We start from the raw sequence: 21,565 nt of genomic DNA on the forward strand, positions 1-21,565 counted from the left end.
GTGACATTCCCTTCCGGTCGGTTAAACTTACGACCTGACAAATTAACCTTGGGAGTTGCCTGCCAATGACTGAAACCACCCCCGCGCCCGGTCCCTTCGGCTACGGATTCGAAACTGTTCGACAGATCGAACTGCCGGAACTCAATGCCACCTTCATCCAGCTGCGCCACCCGGCGAGCGGCGCCCGCTATGTCCACCTCGCCACTGCCGATCCCAACAACCTCTTTGCCGTCACCTTCCGCACTCCACCCGCCGATTCGACCGGCGTCGCCCACATCTTGGAGCACACCGTCCTTTGCGGGTCAGAGCGCTTTCCGGTGCGCGATCCTTTCTTCACCATGCTCAAGCGCAGCCTCAATACCTTCATGAACGCCATGACCGCCAGCGACTGGACCTCCTACCCCTTTGCCAGCCAGAATCGCAAGGACTTCTACAACCTGATGGAGGTCTACCTCGACGCCGCCTTCTTCCCCCTGCTGCGGGAGCGCGACTTCCGCCAGGAGGGGCACCGGCTCGAATTTCTCGACCCGACCGACCCGGCCTCCCCCCTGACCTACAAGGGAGTGGTCTACAACGAGATGAAGGGGGCGATGGCGTCCCCTTCATCGCTCCTGTCGCGACGGCTAAGTCGCGCCCTTTACCCGACCACCTGCTACCGGCACAATTCAGGCGGCGAGCCGGAAGAGATCCCCGCGCTGACCTGGGAAGGACTGCGCGCCTTTCATCGCGACTACTACCAGCCCGGCAATGCCTGGTTCTTCAGCTACGGCAACCTGCCGCTGCAGGAGCACCTGCGGGTCGTCGAGGCGAGAGTGCTGCGCCATACCCTGCCGCGCCAGGTCGACAGTGCAGTCCCGCCCGAGACCGGGCTCACCGCGCCGCGCCGGGTGGAGGAGTTCTATCCCCTCGATGCCGCCGAGGCGCTGACGGCCAAGACCATGATCCAGGTCGGCTGGCTGGCCGGAGATGTCAATGACAGCTTCGAGCGCCTCGCCCTGGGCCTGCTCGCGACCCTCCTCCTCGGCAACCCGGCGGCACCGCTCTACAAGGCGCTGCTCGACTCGGGTCTCGGCGGCAACCTCGCTCCCGGGGGGGGCTTCCACGACGAAAACCGCACCACCTATTTCGCCGCCGGCCTGCAGGCGAGCGAACCGGAGCACAGCGCCAGGGTCGAGGCCCTGATCTTCGAAACCCTGGAACAGGTCGCAGAGACCGGCTTCTCGGCAGAGCGCATCGAAGCGGCCATTCATCGCCTCGAATTCGGTCATCGCGAGGTCTCCGGCGACCACTACCCCTACCCCCTCGCCCTGCTGATGCGGATGCTCGGTCCCTGGCTCCATGCCGACGACCCCCTCTCACCGCTGCAGCTCGATGCCAATCTCGCCCGGCTGCGCCAGGAGCTGGCCGCCGGCCCCTTCTTCCAGCAGCTGATTCGCCGCCGGCTTCTCGACAACCCGCAACGGGTCACCCTGACCCTGCGCCCCGACCACCAGCTGCAGCAGCGCCAGGAAGCAGAAACCAGCGCCCGGCTGCAGACGGTCGGCGCCACCCTCACTCCCGCCGAGCGGGAGGCGATCAAGCGCGCCGCCGAGGAACTGCAGCAGGCCCAGGAAGCGGCCGAGGATCTCTCCTGCCTGCCCGGCCTCGGTCGCCAGGATATCCCGCCGTCCGAAGCTGCGGTGCCGGTAACGCAGCAGAGCCTTGCACAAGGTGCGGTCCACCTCTTCCCGCAGCCGACCAACGGCATCGGTTATCTCCACGCCCACATGCCGGTCGCCCTGGTCCCGCCCCGGCTGCTGCCGCTCATCCCCTTCTACTGCACCCTCCTCACCCAGGTCGGCGCCGCTGGCAGGAGTTACCTCGAAATGGCGGAACGGATCGAGGCCGCCACCGGCGGAATCAGTATCAGCACCGACCTCCTCGAAGACCCGGCCGACCACCGCCAGCTGCAGGCCATTCTGAGCCTGCGCGGCAAAGCCCTGGAGCGCAACGCCGGCCCGCTCTTCGCCATTCTCAGCGATCTCAGCCGGGCTCCCGATTTTTCCGACCTCGCGCGGCTGCGCACCGTCTTCAACCAGCTGCGTACCAACCTCGACAATTCAATTACCGGCTCCGGCCACAGCTACGCGGCCCGTGCCGCCGCAGCCCGCCTGACCCCCGGCGGCGCCCTGCGCGAAGGCTGGGCCGGCCTCACCCAGGTTCGGCAGGCAAGGCGCCTCGCCGCCCTGGAACCGGCCGCGCTGCAGGAGGTGGCGACAAACCTGCAGGAACTGGCCGGCATCCTCTTTGGCCGCGCCACCCTCACCTGCGGCTTGACCGGCGAGGAGGAGCAGCTGCCGACCTTCTCCCGGCAGCTTGCCGGCTACCTTGAATCTCTGCCGGCCGGCACCGATAACCGGCACCCGCTGCCAACCTTCGAGGGTGGCCGCGGAAGTTTCGGCTGGGCCACCTCGGTTCCGGTGAATTACGTCACCCGGGTCTTCCCCGGAGTCTCCTTCACGGCACCCGACACGGCCGCCCTGCTGGTCCTCGCCAAGCTACTGCGGACCGGCTACCTGCATCGCGAAATCCGCGAAAAGGGGGGCGCCTACGGCGGCATGGCAAGCTACGATGCGGAAGGGGGGCTGCTCTCTCTTCTCTCCTACCGCGATCCGCAGCTCGCCCGCACCCTGCGCGTCTTCGACGAGGCGGCGAACTGGGCGGCCGGCGGCCACTTCGACACCCAGGGAATCGACGAAGCGGTCCTCGCCGTCTTCGGCGACCTTGACCGCCCCCTCGCCCCCGGCAGCCGCGGCGCCCGCGAGTTCGCCAATCTCCGCCAGGGGATGACCCTGGAATTGCGCCAGCAGTTGCGGCAGCGGATCCTCGCCGTTGATCGCCAGCAGCTGATGGCGGCGGCGGAGAAATACCTGATCGCCGGACGCAGCGCAAGTGTGGTTTCGGTGATCGGCGGCGAAGAGGCGCTGCTCGCTGCGAACCGGGAGCTGGCCGCAGAAGAGCAGTTGGAGGTGGAGCGGATATAAACAAAAAGGCGGGAAGGTGGGTATTGATGCTGGCTGGACTGCTGCTGACCGCCTGCGCCGGGGAGATCCCACCGGGGCTTGGTCTCCAGAACGGGCGGCTCGCCGCCTGTCCCAAAAGCCCTAACTGCTTCGCCAGTCAGGAAGGTGATGCGGACCACCGGATCGCGCCGCTCAGCTACAGCGGCAGCCGTGCGGCGGCGCTGGAACGACTGGCGCAGGTAGTCGCCGCGCAGCCCCGCACCCGCATCGTCGCCCGCAGCGACGATTACCTGCATGCCGAGGCCCGTTCGCTGATCTTCCGTTTCGTCGACGACCTCGAGTTCTATCTCCCCGCCGACGAAAACCGGATCGAAATGCGCAGCGCCGCCCGCAGCGGCTGGTCCGACTTCGGCGTCAACCGCCGGCGGCTGGAGCAGATTCGCGACGCCTTTTCAGCCGATTAATTCGTTTCAACCGGGCAAAAACCCTGAATAGGTTGTCCTTGACTGAAATCCGTGTTCATCCGTGCAATCCGTGTCCACATGACCTTGACTTCACTACCCTTTGGACATGGATCAAATCGGATTACCCGGATCAGGCCAATCGAAAAAGAAGTTGAGTTGGAGGTAGCATGAACGTGATCATCGATCTCTGCATCGTCCCCCTCGGAGTCGGCGTTTCGGTCTCCCCCTACATCGCCGCCTGTGAAAAAGTGATCCAGGAAGCCGGACTGAAACACAACCTGCATGCCTACGGGACCAACATCGAGGGGGAATGGGACACCGTCTTCGCCGCCGTCAAGCGCTGCCACGAGACGGTTCACGCCCTGGGCGCGCCGCGCATCACCACCACCCTCAAGGTCGGCACCCGTACCGATCGCACGCAGACGATGGAGGAGAAGATCCGCAGCGTCTGCGATAAGCTGTAGGTCACGCCACTTCTTACTCGGCGCCAGCCTCTGCGCTCTTTTCCACGACCTGCTTGAGCCAGTTGATCTCTTCCGGCACAAACTGCTTGGCATGGTCGGTCCCGACATTCATCGCCAGGTGCAGCCCTTCGGTCGCCATCGCAATTGCCACGTAGCCGGGCATGGTGAGGCACTGCACCTCCTCCTCGGCCCAGGCGGTCACCCGCTCTTCTTCGTCAAACAACATCATGAAGTTGCTGCCGTCGGCTTCCATGATCAGCGGCAACGCCTTCTCCGGATCAGCCTTTGGCCCAGTTGCACTGGACACGCCGCCACTCTCCTGGTCGAAAATCGGCACAAAAAAGTTGCTCTGGAGAAAAAGGCTGTAAAAGTGATGCCGATTCTCGAGACTTTCGGGGTCGTCATGGAGGCTTTTGAGGGCCTGGTCCAGAGGTGTCATCGTGTCAAACCTTTCGGAAAAATTGGCTCGCTCGGGCGAAGGTCAATAGCGATCTCATCGTAACAGATCGGGCCTCCCGGGCCAACAGGTGGGCAGGGAGTACCCGCCTAGGTCCGCTTCTTGACCCGCCTGGTCGCCACCGTGTTCCAGGGGTCATCCGGCCAGGGATGCCGGGGGTAGCGCCCCTTCATCTCCTTCTTCACTTCGGGGTAGACGCTGTCCCAGAAAGAGCGCAGATCGCGGGTGACAGCCAGCGGCCGGCCGGCGGGAGAGAGGAGATGGATCAGGACCGGCACGGTGCCGCCGACGACCGCCGGTGTCGCAGCCAGGCCGAAAAGTTCCTGCAGCTTGCAGGCGAGGACCGGGCCCTCGGAGGCCGCGTAGTCGAGGCGGATAGCCGAACCGCTCGGCACGGACAGCCGCTCCGGGGCGAGGCGGCTCAGCTCCTGCTGGCGCTGCCAACCAAGATAGTTCTGCAGGGCGGACCAGAGGTCGACCTTGCGCAGACCGGCCAGAGTGGTGGTGCCGGCCAGGTGCGGTGCAAGCCAGGCCTCCAGAGAGGCCAGCAACCCCGCATCGGAAAGGTTGGGCCAACCGGGACGATGGGCGGCGACCAGCGCGGCGCGCGCCCGCAGTTGCAGCGCGGCCGGGTTCCAGTCGAGCAGGTCGAGGCCCCGGCGGCGGATCACCGCCAGTAGCGCCGGAACCGTATCCGCCGGCGTTGCCTTCACCGGCCGCTCCTGCAGCAGCAGCGCCCCCAACCGGCGCACCTCGCGGGCGACCACCCGCCCGGCGCGCTCATCCCAATCGACCTCCCGCTCCCAGGCCAGGTCCCGGCCGAAGAGTTCCTCGACCGTCTCCCGGCGTAACCGGTTGGCGAGATCGATTGCCCCCTCCCCGCCCGGCCTGCCGGTAACCTCCACCGCCACCAGCCACTCCCCACCCTTGAGGGCCGAGCGCGCCGAGAGTTTGCCACCGAATCCGCCGCTGAACAGGTAGCGCCCGCTGCCGGGTTCCCGTTCGCGGCCGATGCGGTCGGGGAAAGCTGCTGCCAGCAGCCGTCCGACCGCTTCGGCGTCGGGAGGAGCCTCCGCGGCACCAACCACGAGTTTTTCCCGCCAATAACGTGCCGCGCGCGCTGCCGCCTCCCCCCCGCGCCGCCGCAGCAGTTCGAGCCGGTCGAGCAGGTCACTGGCGCCGGCGTGGGCTGGCGCCTCGCGTCCGGCCAGGTCCCGTTCCCCGAGCAGGGCGGCGAGATCGGCGCCAAGGCCCGGCACGCCGGCATCCTGCGCCGCGAGGAGGAGGCGGGAGAGGCGCGGATGGGCCGGCAGTTGCGCCATTGCCTCACCGCGGGAGGTCAGGCGCCCCTGGCCGTCAAGAGCACCAAGGAGGTGCAACAGGGCATGCGCCCCGGCGAGGTGGCCGGCGGGAGGGGGGTCGAGCCAGGCGAGCTCGCTGGCGTCCTGCACTCCCCAGTGGGCGAGTTCAAGGGCGAGGGGGGCGAGATCGGCGCCACGGATCTCCGGGGGGGTGTAGGGGAGCAGCGCTCCCTGGCTCCCTTCGGTCCAGAGCCGATAGCAGACCCCGGGGCCGAGGCGCCCGGCACGACCGGCGCGCTGTTCGGCACTGGCCCGGGAGATTCGTACCATCTCCAGGCTGGTCATGCCACGGGCGGCGTCAAAACGGGGTCGCCGCTCAAAACCGGCATCGACCACCACCGCCACCCCTTCGATGGTCAGGCTGGTTTCGGCGATGTTGGTGGCAAGGACCACCTTGCGCCTGGGGCCGGGAAGGATCGCCCGTTCCTGTTCGGCAAAAGGGAGATCACCGTAGAGCGGCCGGACATCGACCTTGCCGGCCAGATCGGCTAACTGCTCGGCGCAGCGCCTGATCTCACCGCTGCCGGGGAGAAAAACGAGCAGATCGCCCCGGGTCTCGCCAAGAGCCCGGCGTATTGCCGGCGGAACATAGTCGCCGACCCGGCCGGTCGGCTCTTGGGGCAGATAGCGCACCTCGACCGGGAAGCTGCGCCCGGTGCTGCTGATGCGCGGGCAGCCGCCAAGGAGCTGGGCCACCGGGGCGGCGTCGAGGGTTGCCGACATGACGAGGAGCTTCAAGTCCGAGCGCAGCCCGAGCTGGGCATCGCGGCAGAGGGCGAGGGCAAGGTCGGAGTTGAGATTGCGCTCGTGGAATTCGTCGAAGATGACCAGCCCGACGCCGGCGAGCTCCGGATCGCTCTGCAACCGGCGGGTGAGAATCCCTTCCGTCACCACCTCGATGCGCGTTCGCCTTGACACCTTGCGTTCATAGCGAATGACGTAGCCAACGGCCTGCCCGACCTCTTCGCCCCGCAGTCGTGCCATGAAGCGGGCGGCATTGGTAGCGGCGAGCCGGCGCGGCTCAAGCATAATGATCGACTGCCCGGCAAGCCAGGGCTGGTCGAGGAGCGCCAGCGGCACCCGCGTCGTTTTGCCGGCGCCAGGGGGCGCTTCGAGGACCGCCGCCGGGTGGGTGGCAAGGGCCGTGATGAGTTCAGGGAGAACCTTGTCGATGGGGAGGGGTGCAGACATGATGCCCTATCTAGCACGGACCGCCAGCCAATTACCAGCGTAGGTTGGGTAGAGCAAAGCGAAACCCAACACAAGAATCGATGTCAGGTTTCATTGCATTCAACCCGGAAATCTCCGGTGGGGTGCCAACAGTGTTGGGTTTCATTCCATTCAACCCAACCTACGGTTCGTTCGGCGATCAGGCACCCAGCTCCCGAAAGCGCGCCACCGCCGCCGGCACCGCCGCTTCCGGCAGATTGCCGAAGGCGAGGCGCAGGTAAGGTTCGAGGCCGGGCCCGAAGACTTCGCCGGGGAGACAGCTGAGGTTGCCAAGATCGGCGAGGCGGCGGGCGGCGTGACGGCCGGAGAGGCGGTCCCAGGGGTGACGCACCCAGGCGAAGAAGCCGCCGCTGGCGACCAGCTCGAAAGGGTTGCCGGGACGCCGGAATTCCTTGCGGAAGAGGTCGTGGCGGCGCTGCACCATGGCGTTGTTCGCCACAACCCAGGCATCGAGATGATCGCAGCCGAAGCGCACCGCCTGCTGGGTGATGCGCGGCTGGCAGACCGCCATCGTGTCCTGCACCTTGAGGGCGTGGCGGATAAAGGGAGCCGAGGCGATCAGCGCGCCGGCCCGGTAACCGGTAAGGGCGAAGGTCTTGCCGAAGGAGGCGATCTGGACGAAATGGTCGCTCCAGGCCGGATCGCAAAAGAGTTCGTGGGGGCGGACGTTGCCGGGGAGGAAGGCGTTGTAGGTTTCGTCGAGGACCAGGGCGAGATTGCGGACCCGCGCCATGTCGAAAAGTCGCCGCAGCGTTTCCGACGGGGTCACGGCGCCGGTCGGGTTACTCGGCGAGACCAGCAGGATCGCCCGGGTGCGGGGTGTGACCAGGGCGGCGATCGCCCGGGGATCGGGAAGGCCGCCGGACGCCTCTTCGAAGGGGGCGTAGACGCAGCGGATGCCGAGAGCCTGGAGCGCCATCGGGTGATCGAAGTAGGCCGGGAGTTGCACGATCACCTCGTCACCGGCCTGGCAGAGGACCGTCATGGCGAGCCAGAAGGCCTGGCTGGCGCCGATGGTCAGGCAGAGCTGGTCGGCCTGCGGTCCGCCGCCGTAGCGCCTCCCGTACCAGGCGCATACGGCCGCGCGCACCTCCTCAAGCCCCTCGTCGGGGGTGTAGCGGGAGGTCTGAGGATCATCGAGCAACGGCCTGAGATGGTCGACCAGTTCAGATGCAGGAGCATAGTCGGGGACCGCCTGGCAGAGATCGATCAGCGGGCGCTGCGCGGGAAAATTCCGTCCCACCAGCCAGCCGCGCACCTCGGAAATCGGCGGAAAATGGACCCCTTCGATCTGCGGCGAGACCTTGAATTTCATGGCTTAACCTTAGGTTCGGCGGCGAGGCGGATCGTCTCCACCAGCAGCTCCGTCACCCGCACCATATCGGCGACGCTGACCGCTTCCTGGACGGTGTGCACATCCCGCATGCCGGTCCCGACAATCACCGTCTCGATGCCGTGACCGTTGAAAATGTTGGCGTCCGAACCGCCTCCCTCGGCGCGGATCGCCAGGGTGCGGCCGAGGTTAGCGGCGGCCTGTTGCAGCAGCAGGAGAATCGGGGCGTCCAGCGGAACGTTGACCAGGGGATAATCATTGATTACCTCGACCTTGACCTGGGCCGCGACGGTCTGGCCGTCGATCTCCCGGACCTGGTCGCGGGCGGCGCGTTCGAAACAGTCGACCATGTGCGCGGTCTGGGTGGCCAGCTTGTCCGAATCGTGGCTGCGCGCCTCTCCTTCGATGATGACACTGCGGGCGACGATGTTGGTCGCCAGGCCGCCGGCAATGGTGCCGAGGTTCGCCGTGGTCTCGGCGTCGATACGCCCGAGGCGCATCCCGGCAATGGCCCGGCCGGCAACCTCGATGGCCGAGATTCCCCGCTCCGGAGCGATGCCGGCGTGGGCCTCGCGGCCGGTAATTTCGAAGCGCAGCTTGTTGGCGCAGGGGGCCCGGTGGATCACCACATCGACCCCGGAGGTGTCGAGGGCGAGTCCGCGCCGGGCGCGAATCAGTGAATAGTCGAGAAACTTGGCACCGACCAGGCCGATCTCCTCGCAGATCGTCACCACCACTTCGAGGGGCGGAACGGGAATCGCTCGGGCCTGCAGCACTTCGAGGGCCTCGATCAGTTCAGCGATACCGGCCTTGTCGTCCGCTCCGAGGACGGTCTCTCCGGCGCTGGTGAAGAGGCCATCCCGGAGCACCGGCTGAACCCCGGTACAGGGTTCGACCGTGTCCATGTGAACCGAGAGCATCAGCGGCTCACCCTGACCGGGAAAGCGGGCGATCAGGTTGCCGGTTTCGCCACCGACCTGGTGGCCGGCGCCATCGAAGAGGACCTCAGCGCCCAGAGCGGCAAATCTCCCGGCCAGATAGCGGGCCATCCCCCCCTCTTTGCGGGAAGGACTGGCAATTTCCGCCATGCGGGCGAATTCGGCAGCAAGGCGATTGGCATCGATCATGACAAGAGCTCCTTGGTGATAACCTGGGGGCTAAAAAGAGTGCCCCCATCTTTAGCCCATCCCCGGCGCCTTTTCAACAGAAATGGCCCGGAGGAACGGCCTGCTGCGGCTGGACAAAAGGCGGTCGCTCCTGTTAAGATGGCGCCACTTTCCGAGCCTTTTGTTACCGGCATTTCCGAACCTTGAGGAATTTCGTGGATTTCGACTTCAACCCGCCCCTCGGCAGCACCCCCCCGCCTCGCTCCGCCCGTCCCCGCCGTTCTCTGGTCGTGCTGCTGGCGGTGGTACTGGCGCTCGGTGCCGGGCTCCTGGTGCTGCGCCTGCTGGTGCCGCAGCTTGAGGCCCGTACCAACCCGGTCGAAATCAGCGCCCCGCCGCCGGAGGCCCAGGTTCACCGCAAGGTGGTCGAGGGAACGATCCAGCCCGGAGACACCATCACTGGCCTGCTCGGCGACTACTTCAACCCGCAACAGTTGCATGACCTGGCGACGACCAGCCGCAAGGTCTTCCCCTTGAGCGGAATCTGCGCCGGCCAGCCCTTCAAGCTCTGCCTGCAGGATAACGCGGTCGAGCGGTTCGAATACGACATCGACCGTGACCAGCAGCTGATTATCCGTCCCAGCGAAAGCGGATTCGATGTCGCCCGGGTGCTGATCGCCTATACGGTGCGGACCGACCTGGTGCGCGGCACCATCTCCACCAGCCTCTTCGAGGCGGTCACCGAGAGTGGCGAAAATGCCGAGCTCGCCATCGCCCTCGCCGATATTTTTGCCTGGGATATCGACTTCATCCGCGATATCCGGGTCGGCGACGCCTTTCAGGCGATTGTCGAAAAACGCTTCCGCGACGGTCAGCCGGCCGGCTATGGTCGGATCCTCGCCGCCCAGTTCATCAACCAGGGGGACCACTACGACGCCTTCCTGTATCAGGATGGGGACCGGACGCCGGCCTACTTTGACGCCGACGGCAACAGCCTGCGCAAGGCTTTTTTGCGGGCGCCCCTCGCCTTCAGCCGCATCTCTTCGGGGTTTTCCATGCGGCGCTTCCACCCGATCACCAAGACCTGGAAATCCCATCCGGCCATCGATTACGCGGCGCCGACCGGCACGCCGATCATGGCGATCGGCGACGGCAGCATCGTCAAGATCGGCCGCACCAAGTACAACGGCAACTACATCAAGTTGCGGCACACCAATGGCATCGAGAGCCTCTACCTGCACATGAGCCGCTTTGCCAAGGGGATGAAACAGGGGAAACGGGTGGCCCAGGGGCAGGTCATCGGCTTTGTCGGTGCGACCGGCCTCGCCACCGGACCGCATCTCTGCTTCCGCATGTACAAAAATGGGGCACCCCTCAACCCGTCCAAGCTCAAGAGTGCCTCGGCGTCACCGGTCTCCAAGGCCAACCTTCCGGCCTTCAAGGCCCGGGCCGGCGAGCTCCTCGCCGCCCTCGAAGGTCGCCAGAACCTGGCCGCCGCAACGACAGCAACGGCTACCCGCTAACCAACCCGTTATCCGGAGAGCAGTCATGCCTCGATTCGCTCCGTCCTGCGCCCTTTTCCTGCTCCTCACCTTCCTCCCGGCCTGTAGCGGTCCGGCAAGTGCCGGCACCGCGCGGCCGCAGCCAGCAGCTTCGGCCAACCACGTTGAATTTTCCGGCCAAGTCGTCCTCAAGCAGCTCGAAGGCGGCTTCTGCGGTCTCGTCGCCGCAGACGGACAACGCTACGACCCGGTCAATTTGCCGGTCGAGTTCTGCCAGGATGGCCTTGCCGTACAGGTCAGCGGCGAACGGATCGAGGGTGGCGTCAGTTTCCGCATGTGGGGCAAACAGCTGCGCATCGACCACATCGAACGTCGATGAGCCGCACCACCACCCTCTCCTTCTGCTTCTGCCTGCTCAGTCTGCTCGTTCCCGGCTTTGCCCCGGCGGCGCCATCGGCAACCGACCCGGCCGTGGTCAAGGTGCGCAAAGGGGATACCCTCTTCGCCATCGCCCACCGCAACGGCCTCTCGGTCAAGGACCTGAAACATCTCAACCGATTGGGCTCCGACCTGATTCACCCCGGCCAGCGGCTGCGCCTCGCTTTGCCCCGGGAGCAGCCGGCCGGGGCGGAAAAGACCGCGTGCGGCGGGGAAGACCCGCTGGCGGACGCGGCCTGCGACTACCTCGCCATCCCGTACCGCTTGGGCGGCAACGACCTTAGCGGTATCGATTGTTCGGCCCTGGTGCAACGATTCTTCCGCCCGCTGGGGATCGAACTGCCACGTACCGCCCGCGAGCAATTCCGTCTCGGCCATCCCGTCGACCCGAAAGACCTGGCCAGCGGGGATCTCCTCTTCTTCCATACTTATGCTCCCTACGCTTCCCATGTCGGCATCTACCTGGGAGAGGGGCACATGCTGCATGCTTCTTCGCGCAGCCACCGCGTCGTCATCTCGGCCATTGCGAACAGCTATTTCCGCCAGCGGCTGCTCGGCGCCAGACGCCTCCTGGACCCTATCGAATTGCAGGAGCAGCTCCAGCTGACCACCCTTGACCTGCCGCAGGAAGAAGCGGCCAGCGACCCGCTGGCGACCCTCCCCGGCACCCTCCCCGCCCGATGAACTACCTCGTGCATCTCTACCTCTCCGACCCCGAGCCCCTCTGCCGGCTCGGCAACCTGACCGGTGATTTTGTCAAGGGCGTACTCAGGGATGGCTGGCCGCCGCTGCTGCTGCGCGGCCTGCGCCAGCATCGCCAGGTCGATGTCTTTGCCCAGGGGAACCGTGCTTTTCAGCGCAGCCGGGAACGCCTCGACCCGGCCTTCGGACTTTGCCGGGGGATCCTCGTCGATCTCTTTTACGACCACTTCCTCGCCCGCCACTGGCACCGCCACGCCGAGATTCCCCTCGGCGATTTTGCCGAGGCGGTCTACCGCGACATCGAAACCTACCTGCCCCTGCTGCCGCCCGGATTCCAGGCGGTGGCGCCGCGGATGATCGCCCACGACTGGCTCACCTCCTACTGCCAGCAGGAGAATGTCGGCCGCGCCCTTGAGCGCCTCGGCCAGCGCCTGCGCCGCCCCCGCGACCTCGCCGCCGGGCTGCACGAGCTGCAGCGCCATCGCGCCGGGCTCGCTGCCGATTGTGATGAATTCCTCGGCGCCGCCCGCGACTTTCTGCGCCGTCATCCGCTCCTATAAAGGAGCGGGGTGGCCGTTTCCGACCACCCCGCTCCTTTCCTTTCAGACTGTCGCGCCATTTCAGAGAAGGCGTTCAAGACCTGCCGCCAGCTGTTTCAGATGGCGGCGTTCCTCGTCGGCCAACAGCTCGAAGACCCGCTGCGAGTTCTCATCCGGCAGCCGGCGCTGGAGATAGAGGTAACGGTCGAGGGCGCTCGTCTCCACCGCCATCGCCAGTTCCAGAATCGCCCGCGCCGGCTGCTGCCGGGCCCAGGCGATCGCCTCTGCGACCTCCATCCCCCCTTCCATGTAGTCGTCAGCAGCGCCTGCGCCGAGTTCGCAGGCCGGGAAATCATCGGGAGCGAGAGCGCCGCGGAGCGCTTCGTAGACCCCCCGCAACATCTTTTTGTGCCCCTCCTCGGCGTTCACCAGCTCGCCGAAGAGGGTGCCCAGTTCCGGGGTCTCCGCCTGTTCGGCGGCGGCGGCGTAAAATCGGCGCGTCCCCTCCTCAAGGCACCAGGCCAGGGCCGCATGTTCGGTTGGCCGGGTGTAACGCTGGAAGCGCTCGAGTTCGACCGCCGGATGGCCCGCCGCCAGCTCCCCCTCCCAGGCGTGCAGTCCCCCGGCCAGATGATGAACGTCGTGGTAGCCGGCACGGGCGAGTGCCGCGGCGGCGGCGTGGCTGCGCATCCCGCTCTGACAGTAGACGATCACCGGCCCGACGCCGTCGAGTTCCGGCAACCGGTCGAGCAGCACATCGAGGGGAAGGTTGATCGCTCCCGGCAGGTGCCCGGGGGCAAACTCCCGGGGTTGACGCACATCGAGGAGGGTATAGCTGTCGGGGTGATGGCTGGTCAGAAAGTCGCGCACCTGGTCCGCCGACCAGGCCGATACCTGCGGGGCAAGGTCCAGAAAACCCATCGTCAGACTCCCTCCCGAATTACAAAAACAGGCCAAGGGTCATGCTGCCGGCAGCTTCAGGCGGGTAGCGGCCAATCACTCTGGTAGCCGGCCGGAAAGAAATTTTCGCGCGTGCGGTTGAAGTAGCCGTACTGGATTTCCGGGAAGTTGCCCTTGACCCGAGCCAGCATCGTTGCCATCCCCATCCCTTCCCCGGCCACGCCCAGCGCATCCCGGTAGAGAACCGGATCGATAGCGAGATTGCGCATCTGGATCAGGTCGACTTCGCCACGGGCAAGAACCTCTTCCAGCGCCGCCACCTCCGCCGCGCTGTCGGTCACCCCCGGGAAAACCAGGTAATTGAGCATGGTGAAGATTCCGGCCTGGCGCGCCCGCCGCAACGACTCCAGGACATCGGCAAAGCGGTAGCCGCGCGGCCGGTAGTAGGCGTTATAAAGCTCTTCCTGGACCGAGTTGAGGGAGATGCGGATCGAATCGATACCGGCCGCCGCCAGCTCTTCGACGGCGTCGGGGAGGGAGGCGTTGGAGTTGAAATTGATGGTGCCGCGGGTGGTCGCCCTGCGCATCGCCCGCACCGCCGCGGCGATGGTGTCGGCCTGCAGGATCGGATCTCCCTCGCACCCCTGGCCGAAAGAGACGATGGCGTTCTCGGCCTGTTCGAGGTGCGGCACTGCCACCTGGCAGAGCTCCGCGACCGTCGGCACGAAAGTGAGGCGTTCCTGGCTCGACGGGCAGCACTCCGACTCCTGCAGCGAGATGCAACCCAAGCAGCGGGAATTGCAGACCGGCGAGGTCGGCAGCGGCGCCTCCCAGCGCCGATAGAAGAGGTTCTTGGCGGCGAAGCAGTGATAATCGAGGGCACAGCGGGAGAGCTGCTCGAAGAGGCGGTTGTCGGGAAATTCCTTGAGGATGCGGCGCACCACCGGGTCGATGTCGCGATCGTCGAAGTGGTCGGGACGCCACTGGTCGTTGCGATCGACGCGCACCGCTGCGCAATAGAAACGCTCTTCCTCGACACACCAGCCAACGGCGGTGTAGGACCACAAGGGGAGAGTCAACCCCTTGCGGCGCCAGTCGGCGGCAGGAAGCAGGGTACGGGTGAAGGCGGGGGTGAGAAAGGCCGACACCGCCTGCACCTTGCCGCCACCCCAGCTGCGCGGCAGTTCACTGACAGTCTGCAGCTTGTTGCTGCGACGATCGAAGCCGATCGGCGGGGTGCCGGGGATGGTAAAGAGCCGGCTCCCCTGCGGCAGCGGAATCAGCTCCTCGGAGCGGGGCCGGCGAGCAACGAGGCCACTCATGCCGGCCAGCAGCAGGTCGGGATGTTCGAAGACTTCGCCCCGCTCGTCGGCGACGACGGCGAGGATGGTCTTTTCAACTGCCATCGGCTGCACGTTCGGTAAGGGGATCGGGACCGCCGGAGACCGCCCACCGCGGGCGCCCGCAGGGTGAGACTACCACAGCCGGGGGCGGGGAGACAATCATCGATCCTGGGGGGACCGCCCTCAGCCGGCGGTGCGGCCGGCGTTCAGGTGCCGGGCGAAGGCGCGGTCCATTTTGCGGATGTGGCCGACCAGCCACTCCATCAGGGTAGTGTTGGTCTTGACCAGCAGTCCGAGGGAGGCCCCTTCGCTGCGGAACTGGTCCGCCAGCGCCTCGGTGGTGGCGATGAAGTTATCGTGCTGGGCCCGGTGTGCCGGGTAGTCCGGAAAGTTGCTGCGCTGCTGCATCAGTTCCTCCTCGTGAAAATGGCTGCGGATGTAGTCGTCGAGGAAGGTCAGGGTACGGAGCACCTCCTCCCGCCCCTGCCCCTGGTTGCAGGCGGCGAGGAGATTGTTGAAGCGGCGGAAGAGTTCCCGGTGCTGGTCGTCGATGTCGTCTACCCCGGTGAGGAGAGAGTCGTCCCAGTTGATGGCCATGTGATGTTCCTTTCTTGTCGTTCCCCTGGCGGGTCAGGCCACCTTGGCCAGCCCTTCCAGCATGGTTTGGTAGAGATCGCGCGAGGCGGACTGGGCGGTCAGCCGCGCGGCGTTGACCTCGGTGAAGTTCTGCTCCAGCAGTGCCACCAGGGCCCCGTCGAGAGCCTCGCTGGCCGCCATCTCGCGCAGGAGATGGAGGATCTCCTCCCCCGCCAGCCCCGCCCGGTAGGGGCGGTCCTCGGCGAGGGCAGTGAAGACGTCGGCCACCGCCATGATCCGCGACCCGAGGGGGAGGTCGTGGCGGTCGACATGGAAGGGGTACCCCTGCCCCGCCGGGCACTCGTGGTGAAAGGAGCTCCAGACATTGATTATGGCGAAGTCAGGAATCCGCTCCAGGGTCCGGTAGGTGTAGAAGGGGTGGCAGCGCACGATGTTGCGCTCGCTGGCGGAGAGGGGTCCCGGCTTCTCGAGGATTTCCGTCGGCACCCCGAGCTTGCCCAGGTCATGCAGAAAGCCGGCGATCTGGATCAGCTGGCATTCCCGCCAGCTCCAGCCGCAGAGCCGGGCCAGGGTTTCGGCGCAGGCGGCGACGCCGCTGGAGTGGGTGGCGGTGAAGGGGCTGCGAAAGTCGATCACCCGGGCGAAGACCCGGGTCAGGTCGCGCAGGCCGTCGAGGTTGAGCAGGAACCCCTCCATGCCGACCCGCCGTTGCAGGCGGGAACGGAGCAGCGGCGAGACGATGTCGAGCCAGAAGTAGTCCTTTGCCGCCAGGCGCCGGAAGGCGGCCACCGCCTCGGGGTGGAAGACGCCGCCGTTCTGCGCCTCGATCTCCCGGCGGATTCCCGCCGCCTGACCGAGGGCGTCCGGGCCGCTGCGGGTCAGGACTGCCACCCGGTCGGCGAGGTGGAGAATCTGCGACTTGACCACCAGGTCGTTGGCGCCCCGCCCCTGCACTTCCCCCCAGCGCTCGTGGTGACCGCGGATGATTTCGGCTACGGCACCGAAGGGGGCGAAGTCCCGCAGCAGCAGGTAGCCGACCTCGGCATGGCGCTGGGCCGACTCGGTCTCGAAGCTCAGCAGCCGGAGGCGCTCCTGCAGGGAAAGGGCGCCGATGTCGTGCAACTTGCCCGCCACCAGCAGTTCGGTGCTCGCCTCCTCCCCCAGCCCCATCTCCCGGGCGATGGCGCAGGCGATGTAGGCTACCCGTTTGTGGTGATCGACCAGCTCCGGGTTGATCAGGTCGATGACGTCCGAAAGGCAGGCGATGAGATCGGCAAGGGGAATCCGGATTTCCTGGCGACTGAGCATGAAAGCACTCCTCAAAAGTAACGATGCGGTTCCGTTCCCCCGGTCGGCGCCGGTGAGCTTTTTCTCATAGATAACCGGCTTTGTCAACTATTAATTGATGAAACTTCGCTACTTAAAGGGAATGAACTACCCCGCAGCAAGCTACGGGGTATCAACAGCCTACACCCTTAGTAAAAATCGCGCAGCAAGCTGCGGGGAATTGAACCCAACTTTTGATTAAAATGGTGCGCCGCCGTCCGGCCAGGGCCGCCGCTTTCTCCTTGGCAGGGCGCTCTTCCTTCGGTATTCTTCCCCCTATGCGCGTCCTTCTCGCCACCCTGCACAGCAAGTTTATCCACCCCAGCCTCGCCCTCCCCTGCCTGGCCGCCTACTGCCGCGACCTGCCGGTCGAACTGGCGATTCGGGAGTTCACCCTCCACGAGCCGAAGGAGAGTGTCCTCGCCGCCCTGCTCGCCGAGGAGCCGGAGGTGGTCGCCTTTTCGGTCTACCTCTGGAACCGCGGCGCAACCCTGGAACTGGTCGACGCCCTGGCGGTCGCCCGGCCGGGACTGCGGATCGTCCTCGGCGGCCCGGAGGTCTCCTTCGATGGCGCCGACCTCTTCCACCGGCACCCGGGACTGACCGCCCTGGTGCGCGGCGAGGGGGAGCTGCCGCTGCACGGCCTGCTGGCCGCCTGGAGTGCCGGGCGGGAACCGCAAGGGGTGGCGCGGCTCTGCTGGCGCCGCGCCGAGGAGGTGGTCGAAGGACCGGACGGGCCGCCGCTGGCCCACCTCGATGCCCTCCCTTCCCCCTTCACCCTCGGCCTGGCCGATCTCTACCGCGGCTTTGTCTACTACGAAAGCAGCCGCGGCTGTCCTTACGACTGTTCCTTCTGCATGAGCGCCCTCGATGCCACGGTCCGTTCCTTCTCGATGGAGCGGATTCACAGCGACCTCGGCTGGCTCCTGGCACAACGGGTAGCGAAGATCAAGCTGGTCGACCGCACCTTCAACTACGATACGGCCCGAGCCCGGGAAATTTTCCGCTTTATCCTGGAAAACAACCGCGGCAGCCACCTCCATTTCGAGATCGGCGCCCATCTCCTCGACGCGGCGACCCTGGAGCTCCTCGAACAGGTCCCCGCCGACACCTTCCAGTTCGAGATCGGCGTGCAGTCGACGCTGCCGGCCACCCTCGCCGCCATCGGCCGACGCGCTCCCCTCGAAGCGCTCTTCGCCAATGTGCGCCGGCTGCGCCAGCGGACCGCGGTCCAGCTTCACCTCGACCTGATCGCCGGTCTGCCGGGCGAGGGGTTCGACGCCTTCGTCGCCTCCGTCGACCGCGTCGCGACGCTGGCCCCACACCATCTCCAGATCGAGCCGGTCAAGCTCCTCCCCGGTTCCCCCCTGCGCCGCGAGGCGTCAGCCCGCGGCATCCGCTTCGACCCCAACCCGCCCTACACCGTGCTGGCGACGCCGGACCTCGATTTCACCGAACTGGAGCGCTTGCGCGGGCTGAGCCGGCTCTTCGACCTGATTGTCAACAGCGGACGCTTCCCCGGCTTTACGGCCGGCCTCACGGCGGCGACCGGCTCCCTGGCCGGCGGCCTGCTGCAAGTCGAAGCCGACTGGCGTCGCCGCGGGCTCTTTCGCCACCCGCTCTCCCAGCGTGCGCTGTTCGAAGCCCTCGCCGAATTTGTCCATGCCACCTTCGACGGGGAGCGCCGGCAGGAGATACTGGAACTCCTCGCCCGCGACTTTGCCCGCTGCGAACGGGTGGTGCCGGGAAAGGCCCCGGCCTTTTTCGACATCGATTTGACTGCGGAGGAAGAGGATAGGGTCCGGGAGGCGGTGCGGCGCGAGACCGGAGAGATCCGCGGGCAGGGGGTCAAACTGCAGCATTTTGCCGCCGTCTTTCACCAGCTCCCGGTGGGGACCGGGCGCCAGCTGCGGCTCTTTCTCTACCTGACCCGCAGCGGCGCCGGGCTGGAAGTGCGGGAACTGCTTCTGGAGTCTGGCGCGCCGGTCAAGGAGTGTTCCGCCGGCTCGGATCGGGATTGAAGTGGTTGCGGGGAACCACCGTCGCTCCCCCCTCCCCAGAGCAAGGTTACCGGCAAGAGCATGACACTATTTTCCTCCCCCTGCCCCCACCACTCGCGGCTCAAGCAATCCTGACAATCAGCCCGCCGATAAAACGGGGATCGAGATCGTCGGCATCCAGGGCACAGAACTCCTCCTCCCAACGATCAAGGGCGGCATTGGCAAATGCGCCGCCCCCCACTTCCAGGCTGTCCAGCCAGGCGACCGTTTCGCGGCGCAGGCCGGCTGCCAGCTTGCCACTGTGACTGACCCCGGCATGAAGTTCGCCGAGGCGACCCGCGGCGACCGGTTCGGGCAGAAACGCGCCGCCGAGCAGACGGTTGGCGAGAGCGGTGAGAAAGAAAGTCGAAAGGGTAAGCGCCTCGGCCCCAGACGGCTGGCAGCCGTCCAGGTCAAGATCGGCGGGGTTGGGGAGCCTGAAGTCGAAATGTTTTTCGAAGAGCCGCACCTGCACCTCCAGCCAGCCGAGCCACTCCTCGGCCCGGCGCAGATCCCGCAGGGTGGCAAAGGGGCGCACCCCGCCGCTGGTGGCATCCTCGATCCCGGTAAAAAAGAGCGGCAGCCGGCGGTCGAGAGCGGCAAGCAGGGCCCGGAAAGCCGGGTCGTAGTAGGGGGCCAGTTTCTTGCCGGCGAGGGCGGCGGCCCGCCGCCGCAGCTCCTGGGTCAGGGTGAAGCCAACCCGGAAGAGATGTTCGACATAGTGCCCGTTGAGGAGTTCCCGGCCGCGCAGCGCATCCTCCCCGGCCAGCTCCTCGAGGGCGAGGTTGAGATAGCGGTAAACGCTTTCCGCGGCCCCCTGCACCTGCTGTGGCTCACCGACATCGACCCGTTCGGCCATCATCAGCTTGTTGATCAGGTAGACCAGTTCCCGGGCGGTCGCCTCACTGATACCGGCGGCGAGCACCTCGGCGAGCAGGTCCAGCGGGCGCGCCGCGGCGAGGAAGAATCCCGGCGAGGGGACCCGGCCGCGTCCGGTGGCAAAGGGAGTCTTCACCTTTTCCGGAGCTTCCAGCTGGTCCACGGTCAGCAGCGCGTAGATGCGCTGTGCCGTCTGCGGGTCGGGGAAACCGCAGTCCTCGAGACGACCGCAATGGAGCTGGTAGGCATCCTCCTCTAACTGCGCCTCCTGCTCCCAGCGCACCGCCTCGATCAGGCCGCGAAAGAAATCCTGGTCGCCGCGATAGAGCACGCCGAGGAGCTGGGCCAGGGGCTTCGATTTCTCGCTGTCGAAATAATCGAGCTGGTAGCCGCCATCGCGGGCCTGGGCCTCGACACGTTCATCATCACCGACGAAATCCCCGGGACCGGCGATCACATTCAGGTGCTTTTTCAGCATCAGTACCAGCATCTCGAAGTCGAGTTCGCGCACTGTCTGCAGCACCTTGTCCTCGCCACAGTCGAGGAGCGCCTGCAGCCACTTGAAGACCGCGTCCCCTTCGAGCTGATCCTGGTCCCAGCAGTCGAGATCGAACAGCAGGTTGTACTGCTCGCTGCTGATCATCGGCAGCAGCTCGGCGACGTCCTCGAAACCCTGTTCGCGGATCAGCAGGTAAAGCTCCTGAGGCGCCAGCTGCGGCACCAGGGTTTCGATATCCGCCGCCTCGAGCAGTAGCCGGTATTTCTCCCCCCCCTGGGCGCAGCTGATCAGTTCGAGGCGTTCCTCGGCACTCAGGAGGTTGAATTCCCTGGGGGTGATGCTGCGCGCCTGGCGCAACAGGGTGAGGTGGCCGCTCCGTTTTTCGGCGGGGAGTTCAATGCGGGTCACGATGGGATATCTCCTCGGTTTGGCAATGGAGGGCCAATGTAAAGCAGGCTCCGGCGAGGGTCAAGCGCTATCGACCCCGGGAAGCGGCCGCAAGCATGCCAAACCGCCCGCGGCTCTTTACAGTATACTCTCCGCTCCCCACTCGACACGATCTGGCCAAGCAGGGAGGGGACGGTTATACTGGGAGCATGCGGCGTGCTGCCGCCCCCAATCCCGGGAGTTTCCATGTCCACACCACCATTCCGGTTTGCATTTCTCGTCCTGCTCTCCCTCCTGCTCGCCTTCCCCGCACTGGCGCGGGCGCTCGACCTGCAGCAGCTGATCCACGATGTCGAACAGCAGTACATGGGGGTCTCTTCCCATTCGCGGATGGAGATGCAAGTAGCGACCGCACACTGGCAGCGCAACCTGACCATGGAGGCCTGGTCCCTGGGGCGCGAGCACTTCCTGGTCCGCATCCTCGAACCGGCCAGGGAGCGCGGCGTCGCCACCCTCAAGGTGCGCCGCGAGGTCTGGAACTACCTCCCCAAGGTCGACCGGGTGATCAAGATCCCGCCGTCGATGATGGGGGGCGCCTGGATGGGGAGCCACATCACCAACGACGACCTCGTCAAAGCGAATCACGTCGACCAGGACTATACCTTCACCCTCCTCGAAGAGACTCCGGAACTCTGGCGCATCGAAGGAACCCCCCGCCCTGACGCTGCGGTGGTCTGGGGCAGGATCGTCTACACGGTTCGCAAGGCCCCCCGGGTCCCGGTGCAGGTCACCTATTTCGACGAGGCGTTGCAACCGGTCCGCACCATCACCTTCAGCGACGTGGAAAAGGTCGGGAACCGCACCCTGCCGCTGACGATGACGGTGCAGCCCCTCGACAAACCGGAGGAACAGACCGTCCTCCATTATGACAGCATCGAATTCGACCTGCCGCTGGGGGAGGACTACTTCTCGCTGCGCAATCTCAAGGCGCGCTGAG

Annotated in this window: 18 protein-coding genes; 9 read left to right on the forward strand and 9 right to left on the reverse strand. The window is 66.1% G+C overall.

Translation table 11 applies throughout. The features are described from left to right. Nucleotides 1-65 precede the first annotated feature (65 nt). The 3 genes from DBW_RS11990 to DBW_RS12000 all read left to right on the forward strand — a co-directional run bounded on the left by DBW_RS11990 (nucleotide 66) and on the right by DBW_RS12000 (nucleotide 3,930). Entirely contained in the window at nucleotides 66-3,023 is a 2,958-nt protein-coding gene (locus DBW_RS11990; protein WP_066727744.1) for an insulinase family protein, read from the forward strand. Between the two features lie 26 nt (nucleotides 3,024-3,049). Then, nucleotides 3,050-3,466, forward strand: coding sequence for a DUF1499 domain-containing protein (locus DBW_RS11995; RefSeq protein WP_066727745.1), 417 nt, complete (start codon nucleotides 3,050-3,052; stop codon nucleotides 3,464-3,466). Between the two features lie 167 nt (nucleotides 3,467-3,633). Further along, nucleotides 3,634-3,930 carry an MTH1187 family thiamine-binding protein gene (locus DBW_RS12000; RefSeq protein WP_066727746.1) on the forward strand — a complete coding sequence of 99 codons (297 nt, stop codon included), beginning with the start codon at nucleotides 3,634-3,636 and terminating at the stop codon, nucleotides 3,928-3,930. Nucleotides 3,931-3,943: 13 nt separating this feature from the next. Here DBW_RS12000 and DBW_RS12005 read toward each other — a convergent pair whose 3' ends face one another. The 4 genes from DBW_RS12005 to DBW_RS12020 form a co-directional block, all read right to left on the reverse strand. Next, entirely contained in the window at nucleotides 3,944-4,369 is a 426-nt protein-coding gene (locus DBW_RS12005) for an SseB family protein (RefSeq protein ID WP_066727747.1), read from the reverse strand. 107 nt (nucleotides 4,370-4,476) lie between these two features. Continuing rightward, nucleotides 4,477-6,939, reverse strand: a complete 2,463-nt coding sequence (hrpB, locus tag DBW_RS12010) for an ATP-dependent helicase HrpB (protein ID WP_066727748.1) — start codon at nucleotides 6,937-6,939, stop codon at nucleotides 4,477-4,479. A 178-nt stretch (nucleotides 6,940-7,117) separates the two neighbouring features. Further along, entirely contained in the window at nucleotides 7,118-8,293 is a 1,176-nt protein-coding gene (locus DBW_RS12015) for an aminotransferase (RefSeq protein WP_066727749.1), read from the reverse strand. After that, a complete protein-coding gene (locus DBW_RS12020) occupies nucleotides 8,290-9,438 on the reverse strand; it encodes a M20/M25/M40 family metallo-hydrolase (protein ID WP_066727750.1) in 1,149 nt (382 codons plus the stop codon). Before DBW_RS12020 ends, DBW_RS12015 begins: the two co-directional genes overlap by 4 nt. A gap of 194 nt (nucleotides 9,439-9,632) precedes the next feature. On the opposite strand from DBW_RS12020, the gene DBW_RS12025 reads away from it, so the two are divergent. From DBW_RS12025 to DBW_RS12040, 4 genes are read left to right on the forward strand one after another with little or no spacing between them, the layout of a single operon-like run. After that, nucleotides 9,633-10,940 carry a M23 family metallopeptidase gene (locus DBW_RS12025; RefSeq protein ID WP_231875331.1) on the forward strand — a complete coding sequence of 436 codons (1,308 nt, stop codon included), beginning with the start codon at nucleotides 9,633-9,635 and terminating at the stop codon, nucleotides 10,938-10,940. A gap of 25 nt (nucleotides 10,941-10,965) precedes the next feature. Continuing rightward, nucleotides 10,966-11,298 carry a hypothetical protein gene (locus DBW_RS12030; RefSeq protein WP_066727751.1) on the forward strand — a complete coding sequence of 111 codons (333 nt, stop codon included), beginning with the start codon at nucleotides 10,966-10,968 and terminating at the stop codon, nucleotides 11,296-11,298. Then, complete coding sequence (locus DBW_RS12035; protein WP_066727752.1) at nucleotides 11,295-12,041, forward strand: C40 family peptidase; 747 nt, start codon at nucleotides 11,295-11,297, stop codon at nucleotides 12,039-12,041. The genes DBW_RS12030 and DBW_RS12035 overlap by 4 nt, the downstream gene beginning before the upstream one ends. After that, nucleotides 12,038-12,619: an acyl carrier protein phosphodiesterase gene (locus DBW_RS12040; protein ID WP_066727753.1), complete on the forward strand. Its 582-nt coding sequence runs from the start codon at nucleotides 12,038-12,040 to the stop codon at nucleotides 12,617-12,619. The genes DBW_RS12035 and DBW_RS12040 overlap by 4 nt, the downstream gene beginning before the upstream one ends. A gap of 60 nt (nucleotides 12,620-12,679) precedes the next feature. Here DBW_RS12040 and DBW_RS12045 read toward each other — a convergent pair whose 3' ends face one another. From DBW_RS12045 to DBW_RS12060, 4 genes are all read right to left on the reverse strand, one after another. After that, a complete protein-coding gene (locus tag DBW_RS12045; protein WP_066727754.1) occupies nucleotides 12,680-13,519 on the reverse strand; it encodes a rhodanese-like domain-containing protein in 840 nt (279 codons plus the stop codon). 56 nt (nucleotides 13,520-13,575) lie between these two features. Then, nucleotides 13,576-14,904 (reverse strand): radical SAM protein, encoded by a 1,329-nt coding sequence (locus tag DBW_RS12050; protein ID WP_066727755.1) that lies wholly within the window; start codon nucleotides 14,902-14,904, stop codon nucleotides 13,576-13,578. Nucleotides 14,905-15,024: 120 nt separating this feature from the next. Beyond that, nucleotides 15,025-15,438 carry a bacteriohemerythrin gene (locus DBW_RS12055; protein WP_066727756.1) on the reverse strand — a complete coding sequence of 138 codons (414 nt, stop codon included), beginning with the start codon at nucleotides 15,436-15,438 and terminating at the stop codon, nucleotides 15,025-15,027. 33 nt (nucleotides 15,439-15,471) lie between these two features. Then, a complete protein-coding gene (locus DBW_RS12060) occupies nucleotides 15,472-16,746 on the reverse strand; it encodes an HD domain-containing phosphohydrolase (protein ID WP_066727757.1) in 1,275 nt (424 codons plus the stop codon). 296 nt (nucleotides 16,747-17,042) lie between these two features. On the opposite strand from DBW_RS12060, the gene DBW_RS12065 reads away from it, so the two are divergent. After that, nucleotides 17,043-18,785 carry a B12-binding domain-containing radical SAM protein gene (locus DBW_RS12065; protein WP_066727758.1) on the forward strand — a complete coding sequence of 581 codons (1,743 nt, stop codon included), beginning with the start codon at nucleotides 17,043-17,045 and terminating at the stop codon, nucleotides 18,783-18,785. Between the two features lie 100 nt (nucleotides 18,786-18,885). Here DBW_RS12065 and DBW_RS12070 read toward each other — a convergent pair whose 3' ends face one another. Continuing rightward, complete coding sequence (locus DBW_RS12070; protein WP_066727759.1) at nucleotides 18,886-20,589, reverse strand: DUF6178 family protein; 1,704 nt, start codon at nucleotides 20,587-20,589, stop codon at nucleotides 18,886-18,888. Between the two features lie 225 nt (nucleotides 20,590-20,814). Between DBW_RS12070 and DBW_RS12075 the strand changes: the two genes are divergently transcribed. Continuing rightward, the gene (locus DBW_RS12075) at nucleotides 20,815-21,564 is read left to right on the forward strand and encodes an outer membrane lipoprotein-sorting protein (protein ID WP_066727760.1); all 750 of its coding nucleotides are present in this window, start codon (nucleotides 20,815-20,817) and stop codon (nucleotides 21,562-21,564) included. Nucleotide 21,565: the final 1 nt, after the last annotated feature.

Origin of the sequence: Desulfuromonas sp. DDH964 (assembly GCF_001611275.1) — a bacterium.
Taxonomy (GTDB): Bacteria; Desulfobacterota; Desulfuromonadia; order Desulfuromonadales; family DDH964; genus DDH964.